This window comes from Saccharomonospora amisosensis (genome assembly GCF_011761185.1).
GTDB lineage: Bacteria > Actinomycetota > Actinomycetes > Mycobacteriales > Pseudonocardiaceae > Saccharomonospora_A > Saccharomonospora_A amisosensis.
Genome location: NZ_JAAOYM010000001.1, coordinates 3,658,386 through 3,684,351, shown reverse-complemented (window position 1 = coordinate 3,684,351; position 25,966 = coordinate 3,658,386). Strand labels below are relative to the sequence as shown.

Genomic DNA, 25,966 nt, shown 5'->3' with positions numbered 1-25,966 from the left:
CCGAGCCCGGCGGAATCCCGCCTGGAAGCACCGAATATCCGACGCCGAGGATCAGGCTGGCTCAGCTGGTGGCTCAGGTGTCCGCTGAGCAGGGAGACTCGGGGGCAGCGCGGCACGCGATGCCGGGTGCCCCCGGCAGGTTGGTGCGGCGCTGGCTTCCAGGCGGACTTCCCGGTGCGTCAGGCGTCAATCCGCGCCGGGTAGCCATCTTGGCCGCACTCGTCGGTGTGGTCGCGGTCGTGGCGGTCACCGCCGTGCTCGTCGCGGGCCGGCCTGAGCCCGAACGACCGCCTCCGCTGCCGGTAGCCAACGAAAACCCGACCAGCAGCGCGCCGCGACAGGCATCGAGAGCCGGAGCGGGCGACGAGCAGGCGGGAGCTTCCTCGCAGCCTCTGGTGGTCAGCGTTGTCGGCAAGGTCGCCAACCCAGGTCTGGTCACACTCCCGCCCGGTTCGCGGGTCGCCGACGCCATTCACCAGGCCGGGGGTGCCAGCCAGGATGCCGACCTGCTCACGGTCAATCTGGCTCGACGCCTCACCGACGGTGAACAGCTGTATGTGGGTGTGCCCGTGCCGCCCGGGATACCAAGACAACCCGCGCCGAGTCCGGAAGGAGACGGGCAGGCGACCTCGACGAAGGTGGACCTCAATACCGCGGATCAGCGGCAACTCGAAACTCTGCCCGGCGTGGGCGAGGTGACGGCACAACGCATCCTCGACTGGCGGGAACGCAACGGTCCCTTCACAGCCGTGGAACAGCTTCGCGAGATCGATGGGATCGGGGAGAAGCGGTTCGCGGATCTTCGCGAGCAGGTGACGGTCCGATGAGCCAGCTTCCACCCGTAGGCGCGTCCATGGCGCCCCCGCTGCACGACCCGAGGCTGGTGCCCGCCGCTGTCACCGTGTGGGTCTCGACGCTGGTCGGTCTGTTGTGGACGTGGTGGGCGGCAGCGGCCTGCGGAGTACTCGCTGCCGTGGGCGCGGGCGTGCTGGCCTGGCGGCTCACCCGGCAAGGGACCGGGTCCCACCACTGGCTTGGTGCGGTGGGTGCGTTGTTCGTGTGCGGCTTGCTCACCGCGGGGCCGACCAGCGTGCGGCTTCACATCAGCGAGCACGACCCGTTACGTGAGGCGGCGCGGCGGGGCCCGTCCGCGCAACTGCACGTCACGCTGACCGAACGTCCCCGCCCGTTGCGTTCGCCCGGTTACGCCAACAGGCGTGCCGGTGCGCGCTCGGTGCTCATACCCGCCGATGTGGAACGAGCCGCTGTCGCGGGAAGCCCGGTCGCGTCGACAGGCAGGGTGCTACTGATAGCGCCCGCGACTGGCTGGTCGAGTGCACTCCCCGGCCAGCGCGGCACGCTGCGCGGCACCCTTGCACCCGCCAGGCACGGCGAACTGACGGCCGCCGTCGTCCACGTTCGGGGACCACCGCGGCACCTCACGGCGGCGGCTTGGTGGCAGCGTGGTGCCGAGTCGGTCAGGTCGTCGCTTCGATCGGCGAGCCAGGTCCTCCCGACGGAGCCAGCCGGGTTGTTGCCGGGGCTGGTTGTCGGTGATACCAGCGGGCTTCCCGGCATCGTGGAGGAGGAGTTCCTGTCCGCCGGGCTGTCGCATCTTACGGCGGTTTCCGGCACCAACGTCGCCATCGTCTGCGGAGCCGTGTTGCTGTTGGCGAGGTGGTGTCGGCTGGGACCGTTCACGTCGGCCGGAGGGGCGGCGGTCGCACTGGTCGGTTATGTGGTCCTGGTCGGTTACGAGCCCAGTGTGCTCAGGGCCGGATTCATGGGCGCGGTTGGACTGTTGGCGCTGGTGCTGGGCAGGCAGGGCTCAGCCCTGCCTGCGTTGGGTGCGGCGGTGTGCGTTCTCGTGCTCTACGACCCGGCATTGGCGACGAGCATGGGGTTCGCGCTGTCGGTCGTCGCGACGGCGGGTCTCGTCCTGGTGGCGCCACGCTGGGCATCGGGGTTGTGCCGTAGGGGCGTGCCGGTCGGTCTGGCGCAGGGGATCGCTGTGCCGGTCGCGGCGTTCCTCGTCACCGCTCCGGTGATCGCCGGAATGGCGGGCGAGGTGAGTGTGGTCTCGGTGGCGGCGAACGTCGTGGCGACCCCGGTGGTCGCGCCCATCACGGTGCTGGGTGTCCTGGCGGCGGCCCTGGCGCCGATGTGGAGTTCCGGTGCTGAGTCATTGGTGTACCTGGCGGGTCCGGGAGTGAGTTGGTTGGTCAGCGTCGCCAGGCGTGCGGCGGCGATCCCGGGTGCGGTGTTGCCGTGGCCGCCCGGCTGGTGGGGTGGAGTGCTGGCACTCGGTGTGGTGGTGCTGCTTGTAGTCGCGCTGAGACACCGGGGTGTGCGCGCCGCGCTCGTGGTGGCTTTTGTCGCGTTGCTGCTGCTAATCCCGGCGCGGCTGGTGGCGTCGCCGTGGCCGCCGCGTGACTGGGTACTGGTGGCGTGCGATGTTGGCCAGGGCGACGGCATCGTGCTCGCGACAGGGGAACAGGACCGGGCCGTGGTGGTGGACACCGGACCGGAGCCAGGGCCGATGAACCGGTGTCTGGACCGCCTCGGTGTCGAACGGATACCGCTGGTGGTGCTGAGTCACCTGCACGCCGACCATGTCGGTGGGTTGGCGGCGGTGTTCGACGGCCGGGCGGTTGGGGCGATCGCCGTCGGGCCCGGCCGGACCCCGGACTGGGTATGGCGCGATGTCGTGGACCGAGCTTCGGCACATGGCACCCGAGTGGTGCGAGTCGGCATCGGCGATCGGCTCAGCTGGCCGGGACTGCGGCTGGACGTCCTAGGGCCGCGTTATGTCCCCTCCGAGCAAGGCGACGACGGAACGGAGGTCAACAACAGTTCGGTGGTTCTACGCGCCACAACGGCGGCGGGTCGGGTGCTACTGACCGGGGATGTGGAGTTGGCCGCGCAGGCGGACCTACTCGCTTCCGGAGCGGATCTGCGTGCGGAGGTGTTGAAGATCCCTCACCATGGCAGCCGGTACAGCCTTCCGCCGTTTCTCTCGGCGGTGGCACCCGGAATCGCGCTGGTGAGTGTGGGGGCGGACAACACCTACGGTCACCCGAACCCGGGCACGCTGCGCGATGCCGCGAGTCGCGGTGCACTCATCGCCCGTACGGACACCGGAGGTGACACGGCGATTGTCGGTATCGACGGGCAACCGGCTGTGGTGCGGCGTGGTCAATCCCGGTGATCTGTGGGCTGCCGCTCACCGGGCGGCCTGAAAGACCGGAGGGGCCGCGTGGTGCTCGCCGGGACGGCTGCCCTGCCAGACGGCCGCTGCCCTAGCCGGAGAGGGCCGCTCATTGCGGGCAAAGCCGTGTCCGGGGAGGCCATGCCGGAGGGCGTGCCTCAACGGGTGTTGTCGGGTCCTTACTCGCCCAGCACCTCTCGCACCGCGGCGGCGTTGGGGGCCACCGTGGCCTTGGGGCCGATGCGGTTCTCGAGGGCATCGAGGGTCTTCAGGCCGTCGCCGGTGATCAACAGCACGGTCTCGGCGTCGGGATCGAGCTTCCCGGCCTCGATGAGCTTCTTGGCGGTTGCCACGGTCACCCCACCCGCCGTCTCGGTGAAGATGCCCTCCGTGCGAGCCAGCAACCGGATACCTTCGACGACCTCCTCGTCGGTCACGTCCTCGATGGCACCGCCGGTGCGGCGGACGGTGTCGAGAACGTAGGGGCCGTCGGCGGGGTTGCCGATCGCCAGAGAACGGGCGATGGTGTCGGGCCGCACGGGCTGCACGACATCGTGGCCGTCCCGGAAGGCGGCGGAGACCGGCGAGCAACCGGTGGCCTGCGCGCCGAAGACCCGATACGGCGTCGGTTCGACGAGGCCGAGCTCGCCGAGCTCGCGGAAACCCTTGTCGACCTTGGTCAGCTGTGCGCCTGACGCGATCGGTACGACGATCTGCTCGGGCAGGCGCCATCCGAGTTGTTCGGCAACCTCGAAGGCGAGGGTCTTGGAGCCCTCGGAGTAGTAGGGCCGCACGTTGACGTTGACAAAAGCCCAGTTCTCGTGCTCAGCGGCGAGCTGGGTCGCGAGCCGGTTCACGTCGTCGTAGTTGCCGTCGACGGCGATGAGAGCGCCGTCGTACACGGCGGTAGTGAGGATCTTGGCCCGCTCGAGCGAGGACGGGATCAGCACCACCGATCGCCAGCCCGCCCTGGCCGCCGCGGCGGCCACGGCGTTGGCCAGATTGCCGGTGGAGGGGCAGGCGAGAGTGTCGAAGCCGAACTCGCGCGCGGCGGCCAGCGCGACGGCCACCACGCGGTCCTTGAACGAGTGCGTCGGGTTGCCGGTGTCGTCCTTCACCCAGATGCGTCGGACACCCAGCGCCTTCGCCAACTGGTCGGCTCGAACCAGCCGGGTACACCCAGGCTCGGTGTTCGGGATCTCCTCCACGTTCGACGGCACCGGCAGCAGCTTCTTGTAGCGCCAGATGTTGCGCGGGCCCGCCTCGATGTCCTCCCGGCGGACCCTGCCGAAGTCGTAGGCAACCTCCAGCGGCGAGAAGTCCTCGGCCGAGACGAACTCGGGGGCGAGTGGCTGGCGGTGGCCTTCCTCCTTGGAGACGAGCTCCACGGCGGGGCCGAGATCCACGGCGCGGCCGGTGGTGGTCGTTTCGACGGCTGCTGTCATCGCGAGGTTCCTTTCCTCATCTGTCCCGCGGGTACGGGTCGGAATTGGCACCGTGATCGCCAGCTACCTCGCGGAATCGAGATGACAGGCTGACGCCGGTTGCCGGGGCTTCTTCGGGCCGTTCCCTCTGCCCCTCTGGATGAGCGGTATTCGGTTGTCCGCCGGCCGGGCCGCGCGGTTCGGCTCACACCTTACGGCATGTCGATCAGCTCCTGCCATGCCGATGCGGGCTAGGTCACCGTGGCAGGATCGAGTCGTGACCGCGCCAGCCACTACTCCAGCGCCGCTGCACCTCGTGCTCGGTGACGAAGAACTGCTTGTCGAGCGGGCTGTGCGGGCGGCGCTCGACTCGGCACGCCTGGCCGACCCCGCTGCCGACATCACCCGAATGCGCGTATCGGACCTCACCCCATCCGGCCTGGCCGAGCTGGTGAGCCCATCGCTGTTCGCCGAGGGCAGGGTGGTCGTACTGGACACGGCACAGGACAGCTCCCAGGAGATCGCCGACGCGATCCTGGCTTATGTCGCGGACCCCGTGGACGGCGTGGTGCTCGTGGTCCTGCACAGCGGAGGTGGCAGAAGCAAGGCAGGCAAGTCGCTGCCTGCCGCGCTGCGAAAGGCTGGGGCGGTGGTGACCGAGTGCGCCAAGATCACCAAGCCTGCCGAGCGTGAGGCCTTCGTGCGTGGCGAGGTGCGCAGGGCGGGCGGGCGGATCGACGCGGGCGGAGTCGTCGCGCTGATCGACGCGGTCGGCTCGGATCTGCGTGAGCTGGCGTCGGCCGCGGCACAGCTCGTTGCGGACTCCGGTGGGTCGATCGACGAAGCGGCGGTGCGTCGGTATCACAGAGGCAAGGCCGACGTGACCGGGTTCCTGGTGGCAGAGAAGGCAGTCTCCGGTGATCGGGCGGCCGCGCTGGAGTCGGTGCGGTGGGCGCAGCAGATCGGCGTGCCACACGTGCTGGTGGCCGACGCGCTGGCCGACGCCGTGCGCACCATCGCCCGCGTGTCAGCGGCGGGCAGGGGTAACCCGAACCAGCTCGCCGGTGAACTGGGTATGCCGCCGTGGAAGATCCGCAAGGCGCAAGGCCAGTCCCGTGGGTGGAGTTCGAGCGGTCTCGCGGCCGCCATGCGTATTGTCGCCCGGGTGAATGCCGAGGTGAAGGGCGCGGCCGCCGATCCCGACTACGCCGTCGAGCGCGCCGTGCTGGACATCGTGGCCGCACGGCATCGCCGGTAGCGCACAAAACTCACCCCCGGTGACAACGTCACCGGGGGTGAGGCGATGCGGGCGCTCAGAGCGAGTTGACCTTGCGCGCCATCGCGGACTTCTTGTTGGCGGCCTGGTTCTTGTGGATGACGCCCTTGGTCGCAGCCTTGTCCAGCTTGCGAGCGGCCACACGCTGCAACTCCAGGGCCTTGTCGCGGTCGCCGGCGTCCGCGGCCTCGCGGAACTTCCGGATCGCGGTCTTGACCGCCGACTTCACCGACTGGTTGCGCAGACGTGCCTTCTCGTTGGTCTTGATGCGCTTCATCTGGGACTTGATGTTGGCCACGCGGGCGCTCCTTCGTGTTTCGGCGGAAGAACTCCGAGCCGTGTTCTCGTGGCCCCGACCGAACTCGGCCGGGCTTCCTCCCTGGCGGAATGCCACACGGCGACGGTTGACCAGCCTAACAAGTGACAGGTGAACGCCATGATGCAACCCCCTCGGCACCGCAGCCGTACAGCCGGCGGCCCGGTCGCCTGCCACCGTTGACCGACCGGTTCGATGATGAGCGTCTCCGCCACATGCACTCGTCGGCGTGAGACGGTAGTCGCATGGACGTGCTGAGTAGCCGGGTGCTGCTGCATCCAACGGACCCGCAGGCCACCACCGCGTTCTACCGCGACACGCTCGGGCTGGCGGTATATCGCGAGTTCCCGGGAGGGACGGTGTTCTTCCTCGGCGGTGGCTTCCTGGAGATCGTCGGGCGCGGCCAGGCAGGCCCCACCGCCGACATGGCACTGTGGCTGCAGGTCAGAGACCTGGCCGCGACCCTCGCCGAACTGCGGCAACGTGGCGTGGAGCCGTTCTCCGGGCCCAAGCGGGAGCCCTGGGGCCTCGACGAGGCCTGGATCCGCGATCCCGACGGCACGCGCATCGTGCTGGTGGAGGTTCCCGCCGAGCACCCGCTGCGCGTGGATGTCCGTGAACCCGCGTGACACCTCGACGTGTGTTACCGGCGTGCGAGTGGTGCGGTCGTCGACACCACAGCGACACGCGAAGCCACTGCGCAAGGTCGGCAACACGACGGTAGGAGCCCTCCCTGCTCACCGGGTGGGCTTGTAGGCGCGCAGCTGCGCAGCCCTGCTCGCCGCCACGCCGGGTGGCTGCCACACCCAGGTCTGCACGCCGGTGAAGCCTTCGGCCTCGAACTCGGCACCCAGTTCCTGGCGTGGTACCGGCAGCCACCTCTCGTGCGCGGACAGTACGAGGCGGCCGCCGGGTCGAAGCACGCGCAGCAACTCGACCAGCGCGGCGTCCCGGTCGTCCCACAGTTGCACGTTGTTCACGCTCAGTACGACGTCAACGGACTCGTCGGCCTGCCCCGTGGCGGCGGCGGTGCCCGCACGCAACTCCACGGTGCCCTGTTCGACCGCTTCCGAGCACCTGGCACGGCACATGGCAAGCATCTCCTCGGCCGGGTCGACCCCGATGACCAGCCGGGCACGATGCGCCGCCGCACGAAGGCCGACACCCGGTCCCGGCCCGATCACGAGCACGGTCTCGTCGCTCGCTGGGTTGGCCACCGACACCACGTGACGTTCCGTCGCGGCGTTGCCACGTGCCATGACGGCGCCGCCGAGCCTGCCGAGCAGGCCGCGCGGGTGTCCGAACGTCCGGTCGAGCACGTCTGCGAAAGAACTCATTCTTCGAGATCAGCACGACCGCGAGCGGCTCGCATCGGGGATGACCCGGAATTGCCGCCACCGGGGCATGGGAACATGGAGCTATCGCCCGCGAACGACCCGAGGTACCGAGTGACACAGAAGCGTCCGTCCGCCGACACCACCTTCACGCCCCCGGAGTTCATCAGGAACTTCTGCATCATCGCGCACATCGACCACGGCAAGTCCACCCTGGCCGACCGGATGCTGCAGCTCACGGGCGTCGTCGAGGCGAGGTCGATGCGGGACCAGTACCTCGACCGGATGGACATCGAGCGTGAGCGAGGCATCACGATCAAGGCGCAGAACGTGCGGCTGCCCTGGCGGCTGGGCGAGGAGGACCATGTCCTGCACCTGATCGACACCCCCGGCCACGTCGACTTCACCTACGAGGTGTCGCGGGCGCTCGAGGCATGCGAGGGCGCGATCCTGCTGGTGGACGCGGCTCAGGGGATCGAGGCGCAGACACTGGCCAACCTGTATCTCGCGCTGGAGAAGGACCTGCACATCATCCCGGTGCTGAACAAGATCGACCTGCCCGCCGCGGAACCCGACAAGTACGCGGCCGAGTTGGCGCACATCATCGGTTGCGAGCCCGGCGACGTGCTGCGGGTCTCGGCGAAGACGGGTGAGGGCGTGCGCGACCTGTTGGACGAGGTGGTCCGGCAGGTACCGCCGCCGCGAGGGGACGCGGACGCGCCGGCGCGAGCGCTCATCTTCGACTCCGTGTACGACACCTACCGTGGCGTGGTCACCTACATCCGGGTCTTCGACGGCAAGATCACGCCGAGGGAACGCATCAGGATGATGTCCACCGGCGCCACGCACGAGCTGCTGGAGGTCGGGATCATCTCGCCGGAGCCGAAGCCGAGCAAGGGGCTTGGGGTCGGCGAGGTCGGTTACCTCATCACCGGAGTGAAGGACGTCCGGCAGTCCAAGGTCGGTGACACGGTCACCTCCGAACGCGGTGGGGCCACCCAGCCGCTCGCCGGTTACCGCGAGCCGAGGCCGATGGTCTACTCGGGTCTGTACCCTGTGGACGGTTCCGACTACCCGGATCTGCGGGACGCGCTGGACAAGCTGCGACTCAACGACGCCGCGCTGAGCTACGAGCCGGAGACCTCCGTCGCGCTCGGATTCGGTTTCCGGTGCGGCTTCCTCGGGTTGCTGCACCTGGAGATCACCAGGGCCAGGCTGGAGCGGGAGTTTGGTCTGGACCTGATCGCCACCGCTCCGAACGTGGTGTACCAGGTGTACCTGGAGGACGGTACCGAGCACGTTGTCACCAACCCCTCGGACTGGCCGACCGGCGCCAAGATCGCCGAGGTGCACGAACCCGTCAGCAAGGTCACCGTCATCGCACCTTCGGAGTTCATCGGGGCGATCATGGAGCTGTGCCAGGGCAAGCGTGGCCAACTGCTCGGGATGGACTACCTGTCGGAGGACAGGGTCGAGCTGCGCTACCAGTTGCCGCTGGCCGAAATCATCTTCGACTTCTTCGACTCGCTGAAGTCCCGCACGCGCGGCTACGCCTCGCTCGACTACGAGGAGGCGGGCGAGCAGGTGTCCGATCTGGTCAAGGTGGACATCCTGTTGCAGGGCGAGCCGGTGGACGCCTTCTCGGCCATCGTCCACAAAGACGCCGCCTACGCCTACGGCAACAAGATGGCGACGCGCCTGCGCGAGCTCATTCCCCGGCAACAGTTCGAGGTGCCGATTCAGGCGGCGGTGGGTTCACGCATCATCGCGAGGGAAACGATCCGCGCCATCCGCAAGGATGTGCTCGCCAAGTGCTACGGCGGCGACATCTCGCGTAAGCGCAAGCTGCTGGAGAAGCAGAAGGAAGGCAAGAAGCGGATGAAGACCGTTGGAAGGGTCGAGGTGCCGCAGGAGGCCTTCGTGGCGGCACTGTCGGCCGACGACGGCACCGACAAGGGTGGTAAGGGCAAGAAGTGAGCGTGGGACTCAAGGGTTTCCGCTGAGCCTGGCCGGTTCGACGAACACGGCCGTGCGGCGCTGCTCCGCCATCACCTTGTCGTAGGTGTCCCAGTCGTCGTGAGTTCCACCCGCCGCCGTGAAGATGTCCCTGAGCAGTTGCGGGAGTTCGCTGTAGGGGAAGTCGGGGTCGGGGTCGTCCGGTCCGATGAGGTGTGTCGAGCCCTGCACCGAGACCCACTCCCAGCCTCGGCGGAAGACGACGGTGGCGTGCCCGTGGGTCCGGAACAGTTCGAGCTTGCGGGCGTTTCCCCGGATCACCATCGCGACGCTGAGGTGTCCGGTGACCGGGTTGTCGAGCACTCCCGCGTTGACCACGGAGGCGTGCACGGTGCCGTCGGGTCGCACGGTAGCGACGGTCGCCAGGCCCTGTTCGGCCGCTGCGAGCCGACGGAGACGTTCCAGATCTACAGGCATGGGATCACGGTATCTACTCCTACAGACACCTGCGCCGCGTGGCCGGAGCTGATTCCGGCCACGCGGCGCAGGTCTTGTCTCGGTCAGCCGAGGAGAACCGCGAGTGCGGCGACGAGGCGCGTCGACAGGTCCTGGACCGTGGCGTCGAGGGCATCCGCGATGGGGCCGAGTTCGACGACCGCCGCGGACGCCTGACCGGCGAAGACGGCCAGCAGCGTCGCGGAGAGCGCGCTCACGGCCGTACCGCGCATTGCCCAGCGCTTCGCCGTGCTCCTCGTGGTCTCCTGGATTTCGGTCATGGCTTTCCTCTCCCTCTCGGTTTCCGCGAGTTCCATCGCGTACGTATGGAACAGTGCACTCGGCCGAACGGAGCAACAACTTGGCACGCCTATCATCGCTGAATCGTGCTAAGAAGACTCCCTGTCGGGTACAACGTCGAGGTTCGTGCCCTCCGGGCTCGTCTCGGCGCAGGTAACCACGTCGTGCGCGTGGCGAGCCGGTTCGTACCCTTGGCGCATGTTCGACAGCTTGCGCGTCCCCGTGATCGTCGCTCCGATGGCGGGCGGGCCCACCACACCGGAACTCGTGGCGGCGGCGACGAGGGCCGGAGCATTCGGCTTCCTCGCGGGTGGCTACCTCAGTGCCGCCGGACTCGCCGAGCAGATCGACCGGCTGCGCGCGCTGACCGACGGAGACTTCGGGGTGAATCTGTTCGTGCCCGGAGTTCGATCCACCGTGGACATCGAGCCCTATGCCGCGAGGATGCGGGAGGAGGCCGAACGCTACGGTGCCAACCCCGCGACGCCAAGGTGGGACGACGACGCCTACTCCGCGAAGTTGGACCTTGTCGTGGAACGCGGGACGCCGGTGGTGTCGTTCACCTTCGGTGTCCCGATCAAGGCGGACATCGAGCGGCTGCACGGCGCGGGAAGCGCGGTGCTGGTGACGGTGACCTCCCAGGACGAAGCGCGGCAGGCCGCCGCGGCGGGCGCCGACGGGTTGTGTGTGCAGGGGTTCGAGGCAGGCGGGCACAGGGGTGTGTTCACCGACGACGCCGCCGACCCTGCGGGAGGGCCGTTGTACGGACTGCTGGCGGCGTTGCGGCTGGTGTCCGCGGTGACGGACCTGCCGCTGGTGGCCGCGGGCGGCCTCGTTCACGGTGCCGATGTCGCCGCTGTAGTAGCCGCTGGTGCGATAGCCGCGCAACTGGGCACGGCGTTCCTGCGTGCCGACGAGGCTGGCACGAACCCCACGTTGCGGCGCGCGCTTGCCGACGCGGGTAGGTCGACGGCCTTCACCAGAGCCTTCACGGGCAGACCCGCCAGGGGGCTGGTCAACCGGTTCCTGCGTGAACACACCGAGCACGCGCCCGCCGCATACCCGCAGCTGCACCGGCTGACAAGGCCGATCAGGGCGGCCGCTGGTTCGGCTGGAGACCCCGAGGCGATGTCGATGTGGGCGGGCCAGACCTATCCGCTGGCGGGCAGCGGCCCGGCCGAGGAGATCATCGAACTGTTGCGCCTCCAGGCACGGGAGGCGCTGCAGCGCGCCGGGGGTCGGTTCGGCTGAGCCGCTGCCGGAACTTACAGTCCACTTTGCTTGTTCAACCGCAGCGGCGACCGGCTCGGCGGGCTACCTGGCACCGGCCGAGCCCTCCCAGGGGTCGCGCTTGTGCTGAGGCGGCGCTGCGGCTGCTGAGGTTATCCGGCGGCGGCTTCGCCCTGGCGCGACACCTGCCCTGATGTGCCGGAGGCCGCGACGAAGTAGGTGAGCAGGTCGGCTACCGCCGCGGGGTCGTCGAGTTGGGGGCAGTGACCCCAGTCCTGGCGAACCATGAGCCTGCTGTGCGGGACGAGCGAGTGCAACTGCCTGCCGGAGGCCGAGCTCACCAGCCGGTCCTTGCCGCAGGCCACCACCAGCAGTGGGGCGCTGACGCGGTCCAGCTCGTAGGCCTGTTCGAGTTCGGCGACGAGCCTGCGTGCCTCCCGCAGCCGGTCGGTGGCGGAGCGGTAGTCGGGAAACAGCTCGGTGAAGCGGCGGACGTGGGTCCGCTCGGCGGCTTCGGCGTCGGCGTACAGCAGCCGTGGCACCACCTGTTCGGCCACAGCGCGGACGACGAACGAAGGAATGGGAAGCGGCAGTGAGGCCACCCGTAGCGGCAGCGGGTAGCGCGCCACCGTGCGGATCAGCCACGTGTCGACGAACCCGGGGGCCGCGATCGAGACGATCCCTGACACCGGAAGCCGAGGGTTCTGGGCGGCACGCAGGCTCATCGTGCCACCGAGAGAGTTGCCGACCAGGACCACGCCACCGCGTGTGGACTCCTCCTCGACCAGCGCGGAGGTGAACGCGTCGAGCTGCGCAAGGATGGGTCCCGGACGGAGCGCGTCGGCCTCTCCGGAACCGGGCAGGTCGACCGCGATCGCCTCGTGCCCGGCGGCGGCCAGTTCGCCGAGCACGGGTGACCAGGTGTCCGCGCTGTCGCAGTAGCCGTGCAGCAGTACAAGGCGGGGCCGGTCGGTGCGCGATCGGCGGGAACGGCGCTGCCTGCCGGTGGGCCGCGGACCCACTTCGAGCACGCGGGTACGCACACCCGCGAACTCGCGGTACCCGGACCGGACGACCGGACCGGGCACTCGCGGGTTCGCCGATGAACCCTCCCGCGACGCCGCGATCATGGATACAGATTAGCCCACCCGTGGCGGTTTACACGTGTGTCTTCCGGGACACGGAAGCGTATCGACCGAGTGTCAACAAGGTATCTCCGCAGGTAGGGCTGCTGTTCCTGGTCACAGCGTGAAGACGATCTTGCCTGCGGTGGCGCCGTGCAGCATGTCGGAGAAGCCCTGTTCCGCCTCCCGCAGCGGCAGCCGTGCTCCGATCTGAGGACGGATTCCCGCGAGATCGACATACGACAGCAGGTCCCGCAACTCGTCCCTTGAGCCCATGGTCGACCCTGTCACACGAAGCTGTAGGAAGAACACCCGCTGTAGTTCCGCGCTCGGGTCAGGGCCACTGGTCGACCCCGACACCACGATGATCCCGCCTGGTTTCAGCGATTTCACCGAGTGTGACCACGTGGCCTTACCCACGGTCTCGAATACCGCGTCGACACGTTCCGGCAGTCGTGCGCCGGATTCGAAGGTCTGGTGCGCGCCGAGCCGCTCGGCCAGCGCACGCTTGTCCTCCGTACGACCGGTGGCCCACACTCGCATGCCCGCGGCCTTGCCGAGCTGGATCAGCGCGGTGGCCACCCCACCGGAGGCACCCTGTACCAGCATCGTCTGTCCCGGCCGCAGGCCTGACTTCACGAACAACATCCGGTAGGCCGTCAGCCACGCGGTGCCCATGATGGCCGCTTCCTCGAACGACATCCCCTCTGGCTTGGGTACGACGTTGCGGGAGGGCACCACGACGGACTCGGCGAAGGTTCCCTGGTACTTCTCGGTGAGCAGGGTCCGTTTGGGGTCGAGGGTGTCGTCCCCGTGCCAGGACGGATCGTTGACGACCGAGTGGATGACCACCTCGGTACCGTCGTCGAGCACCCCCGCCCCGTCGCACCCGAGGATCATGGGGAACTGGTCAGGCTTGATCCCGACCCCGCGCAACGTCCAGATGTCGTGCATGTTGAGGCTGGCCGACCTCATCGAGACCCGCACCCAACCTTGCGGCACCTCGGGGTCGGGGCGCTCGCCCACGACGAGCGAGGACAACGGATCGTCGGCGTTGGGTTCCTTGGCGTAGACGGCGAACATGGCGCCAACCTACCTGGCGTACCCTCTTGGTTGTGTTCGACGGAGTGGCCCGCTGGTGGGACGGCTTTGAGCTGTGGTTGGCGCAGCAGTGGTTCCCGGCGCAGTTCGTGCTGGTCATGGCTGTCTTGTTGCCGCTGGGCGCCGGTCTCGCCCTGCTGATCGATCGGGCGGTCGGTGTCATGGCACATCGGATTTCCCGGGTGCGGGAAGGCACCCGGCAGTGGGACAGACCGTCCTAGGGGAGCGGACGAAATGCTGTCTCGCAGGCGCATCAGTGCTGCGCTGATCGGCTTGATCCTTCTGGTGATCGCAGGATGGCTGGTGAAGGATGTGCTGGCGGTTGGCGAGCCGAGGCACGGCACGGGTAGCCTCCCGGGCGCGGATTCGGGCCTCGAGGTGGCGCCGCTGTCCAGTCCGCCGCCGCAGGCGGAGCGCACGTGGACGCTGATCGAGCGCGGAGGGCCGTTCCCGCATCCGGACACCGACGGCACGACATTCGGTAATAGGGAGAGTTCGTTGCCTCAGATGCCAGCTGGCCACTACAAGCAGTACACGGTCGACCTGCCCGGCACGGACGGCCGGGGACCGCGCGGGCTCGTCACAGGGCAGCACGAAGAGGTGTACTACACCGGCGATCACTACGTGTCCTTCGTCGTGGTGGACACGCAGCGATGACGGTCAAGCCCAGGCCCGACTCCAGGACGGTCGCCGACCAGGCGCGCGCTCGTGGCGCGCATGCCCACGTGCTCGACACCTCCGAACACATCGACAAGGAGAGCACGCTGGACGCCATCGCCACCGTGCTGTCCTTCCCCGACTACTTCGGTCGTAACCTCGACGCGCTCTACGACTGCCTTACGGATCTGTCGTGGCTGCCTTCCGGCGAGCACGTGCTGATCTGGCGCTCCTCGGACCTGCTCAAACAGGCAGACCCGAAGGCGTATCTCGCGGTGCACAGCGTGCTCTCCGATGCCCAGCGAGCCATGGCTCCCAGAGGTGAGCGCGCGAACGGGCGCACGCTCACCGTCGTACTGGCCGACTGAGCCGCTACTGGGGTACCCAGTTGGGCTTGCGCTTCTGCGCGAAGGCCTGGATACCTTCCTGCCCTTCGTCACTGGCGAAGAACCGGGCCGACGTGGCGAGCAGGGACTCGAACGTCTCAGCCATGCCCTCGGCCGTTCCGCGCTGCAACAACTCCTTGGTCGCGGCGAGTGCCTTCGGCCCGCCGAGGGTGAGGGAAGCCACGTAGCGCTGTACCGCGCCGTCGAGTTCATCGGCGGCGACGGCGGCGTTGATGAGGCCGATCGCCGCGGCGCGGTTGGCGTCGAAGGTGTCACCGGTGAGGAACAACTCGTGAGCGGCTCTGGCGTTCAGTCTCGGCAGCACCGTGACGGAAATGATCGCCGGGATCACCCCGATGCGGACCTCGGTGAAGGCGAACGTGGCGTTCTCGGCCGCCACCGCGATGTCAGCGGCGGCGACGAGGCCGACCCCGCCCGCTCGTGCGGGTCCGGCGAGCTTGGCCACGACGGGCTTCGGGCTGGTCCAGATGCGCTCGAGGATGGCGGGGAAGTCGTTGACGCCCTGCTCCTTGGCGCTCGCGCCGCGCGCCTCCTTGAGGTCCATACCCGCGCAGAAGACGCTTCCGGTGTGGTCGAGCACGATCACTCGGACCTCGTCGTCGGCGATCGCCCTTTCCAGGCCAGCGCTGAGTTCCGCGCGCAACTGTGCGGAAAGTGCGTTGCGGTTGTGCGGAGAGTCGAGCGTGAGGGTGGCGACACCGCCTGTCACCCCGTAGCGAACCAGTTCGTCAGCCATGCTCACACTCTGGCACACGGCCTTTTGTCGTCGGATCGCCCGGCGTCAGCGCTGGCGAGTTGCTGGACCCGCTGATGGGACAGTCCGAGCAACTCGGCGATGCTGCGCAGGCTCAGTCCCGCGTCCCTCACTGCCTGATCGCCTCGAGCCGGGCCCTGTCGCGACTCAACACGGCTTCGGCTGCCGTCGCTTCTCGCTGTCGGAGTTCATCGACCACCGGGCTGGGGTCGCGCTCGCCCTGCCGGTAGTGCCATGCGATTTCGAAGTCGTCCGGGTCGCGATCCTCAAGTCCCGCGATGAGGTCACGGACCTCCGGCTCCAGGTCGGCATGTGACTGACCTCGGTGGCGCCCGCGGGCGAGTCCCGCACGACCGCGACCCACAGCTTGCCCTCGCGAGTGACCGTGACGTGATAGACGGGAGATGCCTCGCTCATTTCTCCTCCCTCCAGTTGTCGCAGAACAGGGGTGCGAGCACGTTCTCGATGCTTCGCAGTACTGTCCACGACAGTTCCCGGTTGGTTCGGGGTGATCCTTTTCCTCCGCCCTCGATCCGTTCGAGGGTATGGCCGCTCTTTCGCGCAACCTTTCTCGCGATGCTGAGGACCTTGGCTGGCTATCTACCTAGACATGCAAACGTCTGATTCATTGGACAGGCCTCCGGGTTGGCGGAGCGCGGCAAGAGCAGCCCGGTAGCGGTCCAGCACCACTCGGGCCACACGCGGGTCGGCTCCCAGCGGTGCGGCCAGCGCGGTACCCGGTGCCACCTGACTGGCCAGGGAGTTCACCCGGTCCGGCAACAACCCCGGCGCCAGGAACCACGATGCGACGGCGAAGTGCCGCGCACCACGGGCCCGTAGTCGGGCGAGCGCCGAGGGCACATCGGGCAGGGTGGCGCTGGCGAAGGCGGGTGCTACCGCGCAGGCGTGTGCGCGATGCCAGCGCCTGGCGAGGCGGCTAACGGCGGCGTTGGCGCTCACGTGTGAGGAACCGACAGCGGCGAGCACGATCCCGAGTTCGGGGTCGGCCAGTTCGGCACCCGTCGCGGTGAGCCGGTCGAGCGCCACCGACTCCAGCAGTGGATCGGCACTGAGCACGTCGGCGACCGACACCCGCAGCAGGGGCAGGCGCCGGGTCACCGTGGCGATCAGCGCCGGCAGGTCCACCCGTGCGTGGTAGGCGCTGCCCAGCAGTAGCGGAACGACGACCACCTGCCGCTGTCCGCGTGCGTGCAGCTCGGCCAACCTCTCGCCGACCTTCGGCGACGACAGGTCGAGGAACGCCTCGCGCACCTCGGTACCCGGCGCGGCGAGTCGCACGGCGGTCACCAATGCCCGCACCGTGGCCGCCGAACGCGGGTCCCTGCTGCCATGCGCGACGGCAAGTAGCGCAGGCGGGCTGTCGGCCTCGGCCACCGCCGTGGGTCACTCCCCGCAGGCCAGCGCTGAGAACCGCTCGCCGACCAGCCCGGCCGCGAGCGTGTCACCGTCGCCGGGGTCCAGCACAAGGAACGCGCCGGTTCGCGGGCTGCTGCTGTAGTCGTCCAGTGGAAGCGGCTCCGACAGCCGAAGCCGGACACCACCGATCTCGTTCAGTTCCAGCGATCGCGGTTCGTCCACTGTGGATAGACTCTGCTCGTCGAAGCGGGAACGAAGATCGTCGACGAGCGCCTGCACCGTTCGCGTGCCGTGCTTGAGCAGCACCCGGGCCCCCTGCCGCAGCGACTTGCTCGACAGCCAGCACAGCGTCGCGGTGAGCTCATCGGTCACCTCGGGTGGCTGCTCGGCGGAGGCGATGAGGTCGCCACGCGAAATGTCGAGCTCGTCGGTGAGCAACACCGTCACGGACGATCCCGCGCCTGCCTCCTGCAACGCGCCACGGGGTGTATCGACGCTGTCCACCCGGGTACGAAGGCCCTGCGGCAGCACCACGACCTCGTCTCCCGGTCGTACCGTGCCCGCGGCGATCTGGCCGGCGTAGCCCCGGTAATCGGGAAACTCGGCTGTGCGCGGACGGATGACGTACTGCACCGGGAATCGGAACGCCGCTTCGTGGGGGTCGGGAGCGACGGGCACGTTCTCGAGGTGTTTTAGCAGCGTCGGGCCCTGGTACCACGGAGTGTTCTCCGATCTGGTGGCGACGTTGTCACCCAACAGCGCCGACACCGGGATGGCCAGAACCGAGCCCTCCTCGTAGCCAAGCGACGACGCGTGCGCCCCGAACTCCTTGGCGATCACGGTGAAGGACGCCTCGTCGTAGTTGATGAGGTCGACCTTGTTCACGGCGAGCACCAGGCGGGGCACCCCGAGCAGCGCCAGCACGGCGGCGTGCCGCCTGGTCTGCTCGACCACACCCTTGCGGGCGTCGACGAGCAGCACCGCGAGCTGGGCGGTGGAGGCACCGGTCACGGTGTTGCGGGTGTACTGCACGTGGCCGGGAGTGTCGGCGAGGACGAAGCTGCGCTTGGGGGTGGCGAAGTAGCGGTAGGCGACATCGATGGTGATGCCCTGTTCCCGCTCCGAGCGCAGACCGTCGACGAGCAGCGACAGATCGGGCGTGGAAAGGCCGCGATCGACACTGGCGCGCCGCACCGCGTCGAGTTGGTCGGCCAGTACCGACTTGGTGTCGTAGAGCAGCCGTCCGACGAGCGTGGACTTCCCGTCGTCCACACTTCCCGCGGTGGCAAGCCTGAGCAGGCCCGACATCAGAAATATCCCTCCCGCTTGCGGTCCTCCATGGCGGCTTCGGAAAGTCGATCGTCCGCCCTGGTCGCCCCGCGCTCAGTCAGCCTGCTGGCCTGTACCTCGGCGATGACCTCTTCCACTGTGGTGGCTGCGGACTCGACCGCGCCGGTGCAGGACCCGTCGCCGACGGTGCGGTAGCGCACCATCAGTTCCTCCACGACCTCACCGTCGCGCGGACCACCCCACGGCCCTTCGGTGAGCCACATACCGTCTCTGCGGTACACCTTGCGCCGGTGGGCGTAGTAGATCGAGGGCAACTCGATGCCCTCGCGGGCAATGTAGTTCCACACGTCGGCCTCAGTCCAGTTCGACAGCGGGAAGACCCGCACGTGTTCGCCGGGACGGTGTCTGCCGTTGTAAAGGTTCCACAACTCGGGGCGCTGCCTGCGCGGGTCCCACTGGCCGAAGGCGTTGCGGAGGCTGAAGATGCGTTCCTTGGCCCTTGCGCGTTCCTCATCACGCCTGCCACCGCCGAAGACCGCGTCGAACTTGTGTTCCGTGATGGTGTCTAGCAGTGGTTGGGTTTGTAGGGGGTTGCGGGTGCCGTCGGGCCGCTCGGTGAGCCTTCCGTCGTCGATCCAGTCCTGAACCCGCGCTACGACCAGCCGAAGCCCGTAGGTCTCGACGACCTTGTCCCGAAACTCGATGACCTCGTCGAAGTTGTGCCCGGTGTCCACGTGCAGCAGCGGAAACGGTACGGGAGCGGGCCAGAACGCCTTGATGGCCAGGTGCAGCAGCAGTGTGGAGTCCTTGCCGCCGGAGAAGAGAATCACTGGGCGGTCGAACTCGCCCGCCACCTCGCGGAAGATGTGAACGGCCTCCGACTCAAGGGCGGTCAGGTTGTCCCGTGCCGCGTCGGCCGCGGTCTCCAGTGTGGTCATGACGTCCTTTCTCAGCCGTTCGCTCGCTGTTCGTTCCCAGTGCTGGTCTGCGGAAACCGGCATCGCCGAGTCGTGCGTTCGCGCCGATGGTCAGCCGTGCAACCCGCATTCGGTCTTCGATTGACCCGCCCAGCGACCGCTGCGCGGGTCGGCGCCCGGTGCCACCTTGGCCGTGCACGGTGCGCAGCCGATCGAGAGATAGCCCTCACCGACCAACGGGTTCTGTAGTATCCCGTTGCGCGACAGGTAGTCGTCGAACTCCTCGTCAGTCCATGCCGCGATGGGGTTCACCTTCACCAGCCCGTTGCGCTCATCCCAGCCGACGATCGGGGTGTTGGCCCTGGTCGGCGCGTCCACCCTGCGCACCCCTGTCACCCAACACGAGTATCGCGCGAGCGTCGCACGCAGCGGGACCACCTTGCGCAGGTGACAACACTTGTTGGGGTCGCGATCGTGCAGTTTCGGGCCGTACTCGGAGTCCTGCTCCGCCACCGTCTGCTCGGGCAATGCGTTGACGATTCGGATGTGTGGGTAAACGGTGTCGACCGCATCGCGGGTGCCGATCGTCTCCGCGAAGTGGTAGCCGGTGTCAAGGAAAAGCACCGACACATCGGGTTTCACCTTGACCGCGAGATCGATAAGCACCGCGTCCTGCATGTTCGACGCGACGATGAGGTCGTCGCCGAACCGTTCGACCGCCCACCGCAGCGCCTCTTCGGCGCTCGCGTCCGCGAGTCGCCTGCCAGCCTCGGCCGCCGTGGCTTTCAACTGTTCGGTCGAAGCCGCCGCGGTCATCGACTCACCTCCGCTATATGCAGACCGACGAATGTCACCGAGAACACCCTTCGGCAGGACGTGCACAGCCAGGCGGCGTTGTCCCGCGGTCGGAGATCCTCGTCGCCACAGTACGGACAGTAGAAGGGCGTAGCGCGGCTGGGCGTAAAGTTCGGTGCGGAATCCGTCATGTCAGTGCGGTTTCCTCCGCGCGCGCGGCCCATTGCGCGAACCGCTCTCCCTCTTGTCGTTGGGTGACAAAGTTGCGCACCACCCGTTCCACGTAGTCCGTCAGTTGGGCGGCGGTGACCTTGTGTCCGCGAAGTTTGCGGCCGAACCCGGCGTCAAGACCAAGACCACCGCCGAGATGCACCTGGAATCCCTCCACCTGCCTGCCTTCGGCGTCGGTGACGATCTGGCCCTTCAGACCGATATCGGCGACCTGAATACGGGCACAGGAGTTGGGACAGCCGTTGAGATGAATGCTTACCGGGTCCTCGATGCCGCCGGTAATGTCGGCCAGCCTGCGTTCCAGGTCAGCGACCAGTGCGTTGGCCTTCGCCTTGGTCTCGACGATGGCGAGCTTGCAGAATTCGATACCCGTGCAGGCCATGATGCCCCGCCGCCATGGTGAGGGATCGGTACGAAGGCCCGCTTCGGACAACTCCGCGCGCAGTCCCTCGACCTCGCCGTGCGGCACGTCCAGCACCACAAGTTTTTGCTGCGGTGTCAGTCGAACCCGGCCCGCGCCCGCGCGCTCGGCGGCTTTGGCGGTCGCGATCAGCATCGAGCCTGACGCCCGGCCCGCCACCGGGGCGCCACCGACGTAGTACCTGCCGTCCACCTGAGGGTGAACCCCCACGTGATCGACAGGGTGTTCGGGAACTCGAGGTGGAGGACCGTCGAGCAGTGCGCGGCCGAGGTATTCGCGCTCCAGCACCTCGCGGAAGCGCTGCGCACCCCAGTCCTTGACCAGAAACTTGATGCGGGCGCGGGAACGCAACCTGCGGTATCCGTAGTCGCGGAAGGCGCTCACGACACCGGCCCACACCTCGGGTACCTCGGCAAGTGGCACCCAGGCCCCCAGTCGCACGGCGAGCATCGGGTTGGTGGACAGCCCGCCGCCCACCCACAGGTCGAAACCAGGACCGTGATCGGGGTGTTCGACCCCGACGAACGCGACATCGTGGATCTCGTGTGCGACGTCCTGCTGGCCGGAGATGGCGGTCTTGAACTTGCGCGGCAGGTTGGCGAGGCTGGGGTCACCGACGTAGCGGCGGCGGATCTCCTCGATGGCCGGGGTCGCGTCGATGACTTCGTCCGCCGAGATTCCCGCCACCGGCGAGCCCAGAATCACCCTCGGGCTGTCGCCGCAGGCCTCCATCGTGGTCAGGCCTGCCGACTCCAGCTTCCGCCAGATCGTGGGAACGTCCTCGATGGAGATCCAGTGGTACTGGATGTTCTGCCGGTCGGTGATGTCGGCGGTATCCCTGGCGTAGGTTTGGGACAGCTCGCCCAGCAGCCGCAACTGCTCGGTCGTCAGCGCGCCGCCGTCGATGCGTACCCGCAGCATGAAGTAGCGGTCGTCGAGTTCCTCCGGCTCCAGCACCGCGGTCCTCCCACCGCCGATGCCGGGTTTGCGTTGGGTGTACAGGCCGAACCAGCGGAACCGCCCGCGCAGGTCACCGGGGTCAATGGCGTCGAAGCCACGGTGTGCGTAGTTGTTCTCGATGCGGGTTCGTACGTTGAGCGGCGGATCGTCCTTCTTGGAGCGTTCGTTGGGGTTCAGCGGCTCGCGGTAGCCGAGGGCCCACTGGCCCTCGCCGCGCCGCTGTCTGGTCTTCGCGGTGTGGCCTGCGTTGGGGGCCATCTGTCTCGTCCTCCTGCGGCGGTGGGTGCATGTGGCGGACGCCGTGCGTCACCGCGGCGGGCGAGGGTGTCCTAGCCCGTTCGAAAGGCAGTCGCGGCACGTTCGGCGTCCGATTTGTCCGGTCGAAGGCAATCGGCGCGCGAAGTCAGCGCCGGCAGAGACTGCTGGAGACGCGCAGGTAGTCGACGTGGCGCCGCACCACGAGGCACACACCTGCTGTAGTCACCGGGTCAGGCTGCCACGGTGCCCGAAACATGGTCCACGGCCGCCCGCATGCTGGGAAAGCTGGACTCACCCGCGCCGCTGTACCGCTACAATGTTGCGCTTGCATTCCCGCGACAGCTCCCGCTGCCTGCGCACACGGCTGCGCAGCGACAGCGGGGACAGGTCGGCTTCGGGCGACCCCGACCGCTGTTCGACGACGAGTTCGTCGCCGAGCAGCCTGCCGCCGCGCGACCACGTCTCCCAGCGTTCCAGGTCCGGCATCGAGTAGTCGTAGCCGAAGACCAGCGCCGGGCCGCCGTCGCCGCGCAGGTCGTTTCCTCCGGCGTCGCGCAGCGGGACCCGGTCGAGCTGCCCGTCGAGCACCTCGACCACTCCCGGCGCCAGCGTCGCGTCTCGCTCGCGTACCAACAGCCCGTGCCGTGCCGGGTTGGTGCGCGGCGGTAGTTCGAGCAGTTGGGTCACCCGTTCCAGGCGGATGATCAGCCGCGGCAGCCACCACCAGTTCTCCCTGCACAGCAGCGGGCTGTCCGCCAGCGTTCGCGAGGGCGGGAACTTGACCAGTTCCTGCTTCAGCAACTCGACGACGAAGTGGTCACCTTCTGTGTCGTCGAGGACACTGACCGATCCCACCGCCGCCACCGCAGGCACGCCGGGACGAAGCGATCGCGAGTCGGTGACGGCGAAGGCGACCTGCTCGGCGTCTCGCAGGCGTGCCACCTCGCCCGCGCGGGCGTAGGGCAACGCCACGCAGGGCACGTCGCGGTCCAGCAGCGGGGTGGCCGCCAGCGCGGCCGGTTCGCCCTCGGCCGTGAGCCAGCAAACCTCGGCCGTGATCGCTCGCCGCCATAACGGAATAAGTGCGTTCATCAACGTAGCCCTTACCAGAATGTCAAGTCGCTGTTACCGTGCCTGTCCGTCAGAAGCCCCGCTAACGGTGTTCGTGGAGAAGTCGGCATGCCAGCCATCGTCGTCGCACTAGCTGTAGCCGTCCTGTTCTATTTCGGTTACCGCTACTACTCGGCGTACCTTGCCAAAAAGGTGTACGCCCTCGATCCCGCTTTTGTGACCCCCGCGCACAGCATGCGCGACGGGATCGATTTCATGCCAACCAACAAGCACGTTCTGTTCGGTCACCATTTCACCTCGGTGGCCGGTGCGGCGCCGATCGTTGGACCCGCGATCGCCGTGTTCTGGGGCTGGGGTCCGGCGCTGGCGTGGGTGGTGCTCGGCACCATCTTCGCCGCGGGCGTGCACGACTTCGGCGCGCTGGTGGTCTCCGTGCGGCACCGGGCCAAGAGCATCGGCACGCTGGCCAAGGAAGTCGTGAACAAGCGGGCGCGCACCCTCTTCCTGCTGATCATCTTCTTCCTGCTCACCCTGGTGAACGCGGTGTTCGCCGTGGTGATCGGCAACCTCTTCGTCGCCAACCCGGAGGCGGTGCTGCCGATCCTGCTGGAGATCCCGCTCGCGATCGGGATCGGCCAGTACATTTACCGCACGCGCAGCGCGGCGCTGCTCCCTTCGATCGTCGGCGTCATCCTGCTGTACGTGTCCATCCTGCTCGGTCAGGTGCTGCCGATCTCGCTCGCCGGTATCGCAGCCGAGGACGGGCTGTTCACCGAGCGCAACATCTGGGTCATCCTGCTGTTCGCCTACACCTTCATCGCTTCGCGGCTACCGGTGTGGGTGCTGTTGCAGCCGCGTGACTACATCAACTCCCACCAGTTGTTCATCGCGCTCGGTGTGGTTGGCCTCGGCATCGCCGTCGGGATGGACCAGATCGTCGCCCCCGCGTTCAACGACACCCCGGAGGGCTCGCCGAGCTGGTTCCCGTTCCTGTTCATCACCATCGCCTGCGGGGCCATCTCCGGGTTCCACAGCCTGGTGTCGTCGGGGACGACATCGAAACAGCTCGACAAGGAGACCGACGCCCGCTATGTCGGCTACATGGGTGCCGTGGGCGAGGGCTCGCTCGCCACGGCGTCGATCCTGGCCGCCACCGCGGGCGTGGTGGCCACAACGGCGGAGTGGGACGAGCTCTACGCCGACTTCTCGACCGCTTCCGGTGGCGCGGCCGGCAACTTCGTGCAGGGCATCGCGAACTTCGCGAGCAACATCGGGGTGCCCACGTCGATCGGCGTGATCTTCGCGGCGATCGTGGTGATCAGCTTCGCGGCCACCACCATGGACACCGGCGTGCGCTTGCAGCGCTACATCGTCCAGGAGATCGCCGAGATCGCGGGTGCGAGGGCCATCTCACGCAACGTCACGGTCGCGACGGCGATCGCGGTGCTCGTGCCGCTGGTGATGGCGTTGCTGCCGGGCGGGGGCGACGCGGGATACACCTTCGGAGTGCTGTGGCAACTGTTCGGCACCACCAACCAGCTCACGGCTGGTCTGGCGCTCGCCGTCATCGCGGTCTGGGTGACCAGGAACCGGCGTAACCCGCTTGCCGTGCTCATTCCCCTGGTGTTCCTGCTGGCGATGACCAGTTGGGCGCTCGTGGAGAACCTCGCAAACTTCATCGAGGAGAAGCAGTGGGTGCTCGCGCCGCTGGACGCGATCATCTTCCTGCTGGCGATCTGGCTGATCGTCGAGGCCGCGATCGCGCTGTGGAAGAGCTGGACCTCCAGCACCGAGGCGCCGGCCCCGCAGCCGGAGCCGGAGCCGGAACCGGAAAGGTGAGTGTCAGGTCCTGGCTGGTCTCCACCTGGCGACGGGTGGAGACCAGCCACGACCAGGTTTTCGTCGCCCGCTGGCGGCAGGGGCTGCGGCGGGAGGCCCGCAAGCAGCAGGACACACTGCGCGCCCTGGTGATGCTGGAGTCACTCGGCGTGGACAATCCCGTCGCATACGAGACACTGGATCTCATCCCTTACCTGGTCGTCGATGTGCACGAGTGGCATCGGCGCATGGGCAGGGAGAGTTTCGGAGATCCCGGGGTGTGTTGTTGATCCGCTTCTTCGGCGGCAAGGGCGGCGTCGGCAAGACCACCATGGCGGCGGCGTACGCGCTGTCGCAGGCACGCAAGGGACACCGGACGCTCGTGGTGTCCACCGACCCCGCTCACTCGCTCGGTGACGCGCTGGCGACACCGGTATCCGACGAACCGACCGAGGTCGCGGCGGGCCTGTGGGCGGCCGAGATCAGCGGGGAGCGGCAGGCGCAGCGGCGTGTCGCCGAGATCGCGGAGGACGCCAGGCACGCCGTGCCGCTGGAGGTGCTGCCCGCCGTGGAGCGGCACCTCGCGCGGGCTGCCGAGGCTCCCGGGACGCTGGAGTCCGCGCTGCTGGACCGGCTCACCGAACTCGTCGAGGGCCTCGGCGATCGCTGGGACCGAGTGGTGGTGGACAGCGCACCCACCGGACACATGCTGCGGCTGCTCAGCTTGCCCGAACTGCTCACCCCGTGGATCGAGGGGTTGGCCCGGCAACGGGAGAAGGCCGGTCGCATCGACCGGCTGGTGGCAGGGATGCTGGCCGAGACCAGGGACGAGCCCGACCCGCTGCTGGAACGGCTGCATGCCCGCAGAGCGCGGATGGAGTGGATGCGCGAGCGGCTGGCCGCCGACGCGCGGGTGCACCTCGTGCTCGTGCCCGAGTACCTGCCGCTCGCCGAGACCCTGCGCGCGGCCGACACCCTGGTCGAGGGCGGGATGCGGCTCGCGGCCGTGATCGTCAACCGGGTGCTTCCCGCCGAGGAGACCGGGGTGCTCGCTCGCCGAAGGGGGCAGCAGCAGGAGGTGCTGGCTCGGGTGCGGGAGCGCTTCGACGGTGCTGGCGTGATCGAGGTGCCGCTGCTGGCGGGCGCGCTCACCGGACTGGGCGAGCTGGAGACCCTGGCCGACCTGCTCGACCGGGCGGGAATGGATTCCTGACTTCTCTGGGGGCGGCGCTGCCCTGCGAGTCGA

The 25,966-nt window shown here is 68.1% G+C and carries 28 protein-coding genes and 1 riboswitch; of the genes, 12 read left to right on the top strand and 16 right to left on the bottom strand.

Annotated elements, in window-relative coordinates; translation table 11 throughout:
* The first annotated feature begins 143 nt into the window (after positions 1-143).
* Positions 144-827 carry a helix-hairpin-helix domain-containing protein gene (locus tag FHU38_RS17870; protein WP_390623325.1) on the top strand — a complete coding sequence of 228 codons (684 nt, stop codon included), beginning with the start codon at positions 144-146 and terminating at the stop codon, positions 825-827.
* Entirely contained in the window at positions 824-3,208 is a 2,385-nt protein-coding gene (locus FHU38_RS17865) for a ComEC/Rec2 family competence protein (RefSeq protein ID WP_167172925.1), read from the top strand. Before FHU38_RS17870 ends, FHU38_RS17865 begins: the two co-directional genes overlap by 4 nt.
* A 179-nt stretch (positions 3,209-3,387) precedes the next feature.
* Here the strand turns inward: FHU38_RS17865 and thrC are convergent, their stop codons facing one another.
* Positions 3,388-4,653 (bottom strand): threonine synthase, encoded by a 1,266-nt coding sequence (gene thrC / locus FHU38_RS17860; RefSeq protein WP_167172923.1) that lies wholly within the window; start codon positions 4,651-4,653, stop codon positions 3,388-3,390.
* A gap of 13 nt (positions 4,654-4,666) precedes the next feature.
* A riboswitch (SAM riboswitch) is annotated at positions 4,667-4,799 on the bottom strand.
* Positions 4,800-4,909: 110 nt separating this feature from the next.
* Between thrC and holA the strand changes: the two genes are divergently transcribed.
* Positions 4,910-5,890: a DNA polymerase III subunit delta gene (gene holA, locus FHU38_RS17855; RefSeq protein WP_167172921.1), complete on the top strand. Its 981-nt coding sequence runs from the start codon at positions 4,910-4,912 to the stop codon at positions 5,888-5,890.
* A gap of 55 nt (positions 5,891-5,945) precedes the next feature.
* Here holA and rpsT read toward each other — a convergent pair whose 3' ends face one another.
* On the bottom strand, positions 5,946-6,206 hold the full coding sequence (rpsT, locus tag FHU38_RS17850) for a 30S ribosomal protein S20 (protein WP_009153345.1): 261 nt from the start codon (positions 6,204-6,206) through the stop codon (positions 5,946-5,948).
* Between the two features lie 263 nt (positions 6,207-6,469).
* Here rpsT and FHU38_RS17845 point away from each other — a divergent pair, with 263 nt between their 5' ends.
* Positions 6,470-6,853: a VOC family protein gene (locus tag FHU38_RS17845; RefSeq protein ID WP_167172919.1), complete on the top strand. Its 384-nt coding sequence runs from the start codon at positions 6,470-6,472 to the stop codon at positions 6,851-6,853.
* A gap of 108 nt (positions 6,854-6,961) precedes the next feature.
* On the opposite strand, the gene FHU38_RS17840 is transcribed toward FHU38_RS17845, so the two are convergent.
* Entirely contained in the window at positions 6,962-7,561 is a 600-nt protein-coding gene (locus tag FHU38_RS17840; RefSeq protein ID WP_167172917.1) for a class I SAM-dependent methyltransferase, read from the bottom strand.
* A 111-nt stretch (positions 7,562-7,672) separates the two neighbouring features.
* Between FHU38_RS17840 and lepA the strand changes: the two genes are divergently transcribed.
* Entirely contained in the window at positions 7,673-9,535 is a 1,863-nt protein-coding gene (gene lepA, locus FHU38_RS17835; RefSeq protein WP_167172915.1) for a translation elongation factor 4, read from the top strand.
* A 9-nt stretch (positions 9,536-9,544) separates the two neighbouring features.
* Here the strand turns inward: lepA and FHU38_RS17830 are convergent, their stop codons facing one another.
* Together FHU38_RS17830 and FHU38_RS17825 are read right to left on the bottom strand one after the other, a co-directional pair.
* Positions 9,545-9,991: a pyridoxamine 5'-phosphate oxidase family protein gene (locus tag FHU38_RS17830; RefSeq protein WP_167172913.1), complete on the bottom strand. Its 447-nt coding sequence runs from the start codon at positions 9,989-9,991 to the stop codon at positions 9,545-9,547.
* 83 nt (positions 9,992-10,074) lie between these two features.
* Positions 10,075-10,290 carry a hypothetical protein gene (locus FHU38_RS17825; protein ID WP_009153354.1) on the bottom strand — a complete coding sequence of 72 codons (216 nt, stop codon included), beginning with the start codon at positions 10,288-10,290 and terminating at the stop codon, positions 10,075-10,077.
* 217 nt (positions 10,291-10,507) lie between these two features.
* On the opposite strand from FHU38_RS17825, the gene FHU38_RS17820 reads away from it, so the two are divergent.
* On the top strand, positions 10,508-11,560 hold the full coding sequence (locus tag FHU38_RS17820; RefSeq protein WP_167172911.1) for an NAD(P)H-dependent flavin oxidoreductase: 1,053 nt from the start codon (positions 10,508-10,510) through the stop codon (positions 11,558-11,560).
* 131 nt (positions 11,561-11,691) lie between these two features.
* Here the strand turns inward: FHU38_RS17820 and FHU38_RS17815 are convergent, their stop codons facing one another.
* Together FHU38_RS17815 and FHU38_RS17810 are read right to left on the bottom strand one after the other, a co-directional pair.
* Positions 11,692-12,669 (bottom strand): alpha/beta fold hydrolase, encoded by a 978-nt coding sequence (locus FHU38_RS17815; RefSeq protein ID WP_167172909.1) that lies wholly within the window; start codon positions 12,667-12,669, stop codon positions 11,692-11,694.
* A 111-nt stretch (positions 12,670-12,780) separates the two neighbouring features.
* The gene (locus FHU38_RS17810; RefSeq protein ID WP_167172907.1) at positions 12,781-13,746 is read right to left on the bottom strand and encodes a zinc-binding dehydrogenase; all 966 of its coding nucleotides are present in this window, start codon (positions 13,744-13,746) and stop codon (positions 12,781-12,783) included.
* Between the two features lie 32 nt (positions 13,747-13,778).
* Between FHU38_RS17810 and FHU38_RS17805 the strand changes: the two genes are divergently transcribed.
* From FHU38_RS17805 to FHU38_RS17795, 3 genes are read left to right on the top strand one after another with little or no spacing between them, the layout of a single operon-like run.
* Entirely contained in the window at positions 13,779-13,985 is a 207-nt protein-coding gene (locus tag FHU38_RS17805) for a hypothetical protein (protein ID WP_167172905.1), read from the top strand.
* 13 nt (positions 13,986-13,998) lie between these two features.
* The gene (locus FHU38_RS17800) at positions 13,999-14,421 is read left to right on the top strand and encodes a ribonuclease domain-containing protein (protein WP_167172903.1); all 423 of its coding nucleotides are present in this window, start codon (positions 13,999-14,001) and stop codon (positions 14,419-14,421) included.
* Positions 14,418-14,789, top strand: a complete 372-nt coding sequence (locus tag FHU38_RS17795) for a barstar family protein (RefSeq protein WP_167172901.1) — start codon at positions 14,418-14,420, stop codon at positions 14,787-14,789. Before FHU38_RS17800 ends, FHU38_RS17795 begins: the two co-directional genes overlap by 4 nt.
* A 4-nt stretch (positions 14,790-14,793) precedes the next feature.
* On the opposite strand, the gene FHU38_RS17790 is transcribed toward FHU38_RS17795, so the two are convergent.
* The 9 genes from FHU38_RS17790 to FHU38_RS17750 form a co-directional block, all read right to left on the bottom strand.
* On the bottom strand, positions 14,794-15,564 hold the full coding sequence (locus FHU38_RS17790; protein ID WP_167172899.1) for an enoyl-CoA hydratase family protein: 771 nt from the start codon (positions 15,562-15,564) through the stop codon (positions 14,794-14,796).
* Positions 15,565-15,691: 127 nt separating this feature from the next.
* Positions 15,692-15,946 carry a hypothetical protein gene (locus FHU38_RS27505; protein ID WP_243852292.1) on the bottom strand — a complete coding sequence of 85 codons (255 nt, stop codon included), beginning with the start codon at positions 15,944-15,946 and terminating at the stop codon, positions 15,692-15,694.
* Between the two features lie 236 nt (positions 15,947-16,182).
* Positions 16,183-16,977, bottom strand: coding sequence for a sirohydrochlorin chelatase (locus tag FHU38_RS17780; protein ID WP_167172897.1), 795 nt, complete (start codon positions 16,975-16,977; stop codon positions 16,183-16,185).
* 9 nt (positions 16,978-16,986) lie between these two features.
* Complete coding sequence (locus FHU38_RS17775; RefSeq protein ID WP_167172895.1) at positions 16,987-18,267, bottom strand: sulfate adenylyltransferase subunit 1; 1,281 nt, start codon at positions 18,265-18,267, stop codon at positions 16,987-16,989.
* Positions 18,267-19,187, bottom strand: coding sequence for a sulfate adenylyltransferase subunit CysD (gene cysD, locus FHU38_RS17770; protein WP_167172893.1), 921 nt, complete (start codon positions 19,185-19,187; stop codon positions 18,267-18,269). Before cysD ends, FHU38_RS17775 begins: the two co-directional genes overlap by 1 nt.
* A 90-nt stretch (positions 19,188-19,277) precedes the next feature.
* Complete coding sequence (locus FHU38_RS17765; RefSeq protein ID WP_167172891.1) at positions 19,278-19,982, bottom strand: phosphoadenylyl-sulfate reductase; 705 nt, start codon at positions 19,980-19,982, stop codon at positions 19,278-19,280.
* On the bottom strand, positions 19,979-20,152 hold the full coding sequence (locus tag FHU38_RS27500; protein ID WP_167172890.1) for an Insertion element protein: 174 nt from the start codon (positions 20,150-20,152) through the stop codon (positions 19,979-19,981). Before FHU38_RS27500 ends, FHU38_RS17765 begins: the two co-directional genes overlap by 4 nt.
* Positions 20,149-21,831 carry a nitrite/sulfite reductase gene (locus tag FHU38_RS17755; protein ID WP_167172888.1) on the bottom strand — a complete coding sequence of 561 codons (1,683 nt, stop codon included), beginning with the start codon at positions 21,829-21,831 and terminating at the stop codon, positions 20,149-20,151. Before FHU38_RS17755 ends, FHU38_RS27500 begins: the two co-directional genes overlap by 4 nt.
* Before the next feature lie 291 nt (positions 21,832-22,122).
* A complete protein-coding gene (locus tag FHU38_RS17750) occupies positions 22,123-22,923 on the bottom strand; it encodes a hypothetical protein (protein WP_167172885.1) in 801 nt (266 codons plus the stop codon).
* Positions 22,924-23,010: 87 nt separating this feature from the next.
* On the opposite strand from FHU38_RS17750, the gene FHU38_RS17745 reads away from it, so the two are divergent.
* Genes FHU38_RS17745 through FHU38_RS17735 form a run of 3 tightly spaced genes read left to right on the top strand, consistent with a single transcriptional unit; the run spans position 23,011 to position 25,933 of the window.
* Positions 23,011-24,741, top strand: a complete 1,731-nt coding sequence (locus tag FHU38_RS17745) for a carbon starvation CstA family protein (RefSeq protein WP_167172883.1) — start codon at positions 23,011-23,013, stop codon at positions 24,739-24,741.
* Positions 24,738-25,010, top strand: a complete 273-nt coding sequence (locus FHU38_RS17740) for a cory-CC-star protein (RefSeq protein ID WP_167172880.1) — start codon at positions 24,738-24,740, stop codon at positions 25,008-25,010. Before FHU38_RS17745 ends, FHU38_RS17740 begins: the two co-directional genes overlap by 4 nt.
* Positions 25,001-25,933, top strand: coding sequence for an ArsA family ATPase (locus FHU38_RS17735; RefSeq protein ID WP_313886816.1), 933 nt, complete (start codon positions 25,001-25,003; stop codon positions 25,931-25,933). The genes FHU38_RS17740 and FHU38_RS17735 overlap by 10 nt, the downstream gene beginning before the upstream one ends.
* Positions 25,934-25,966: the final 33 nt, after the last annotated feature.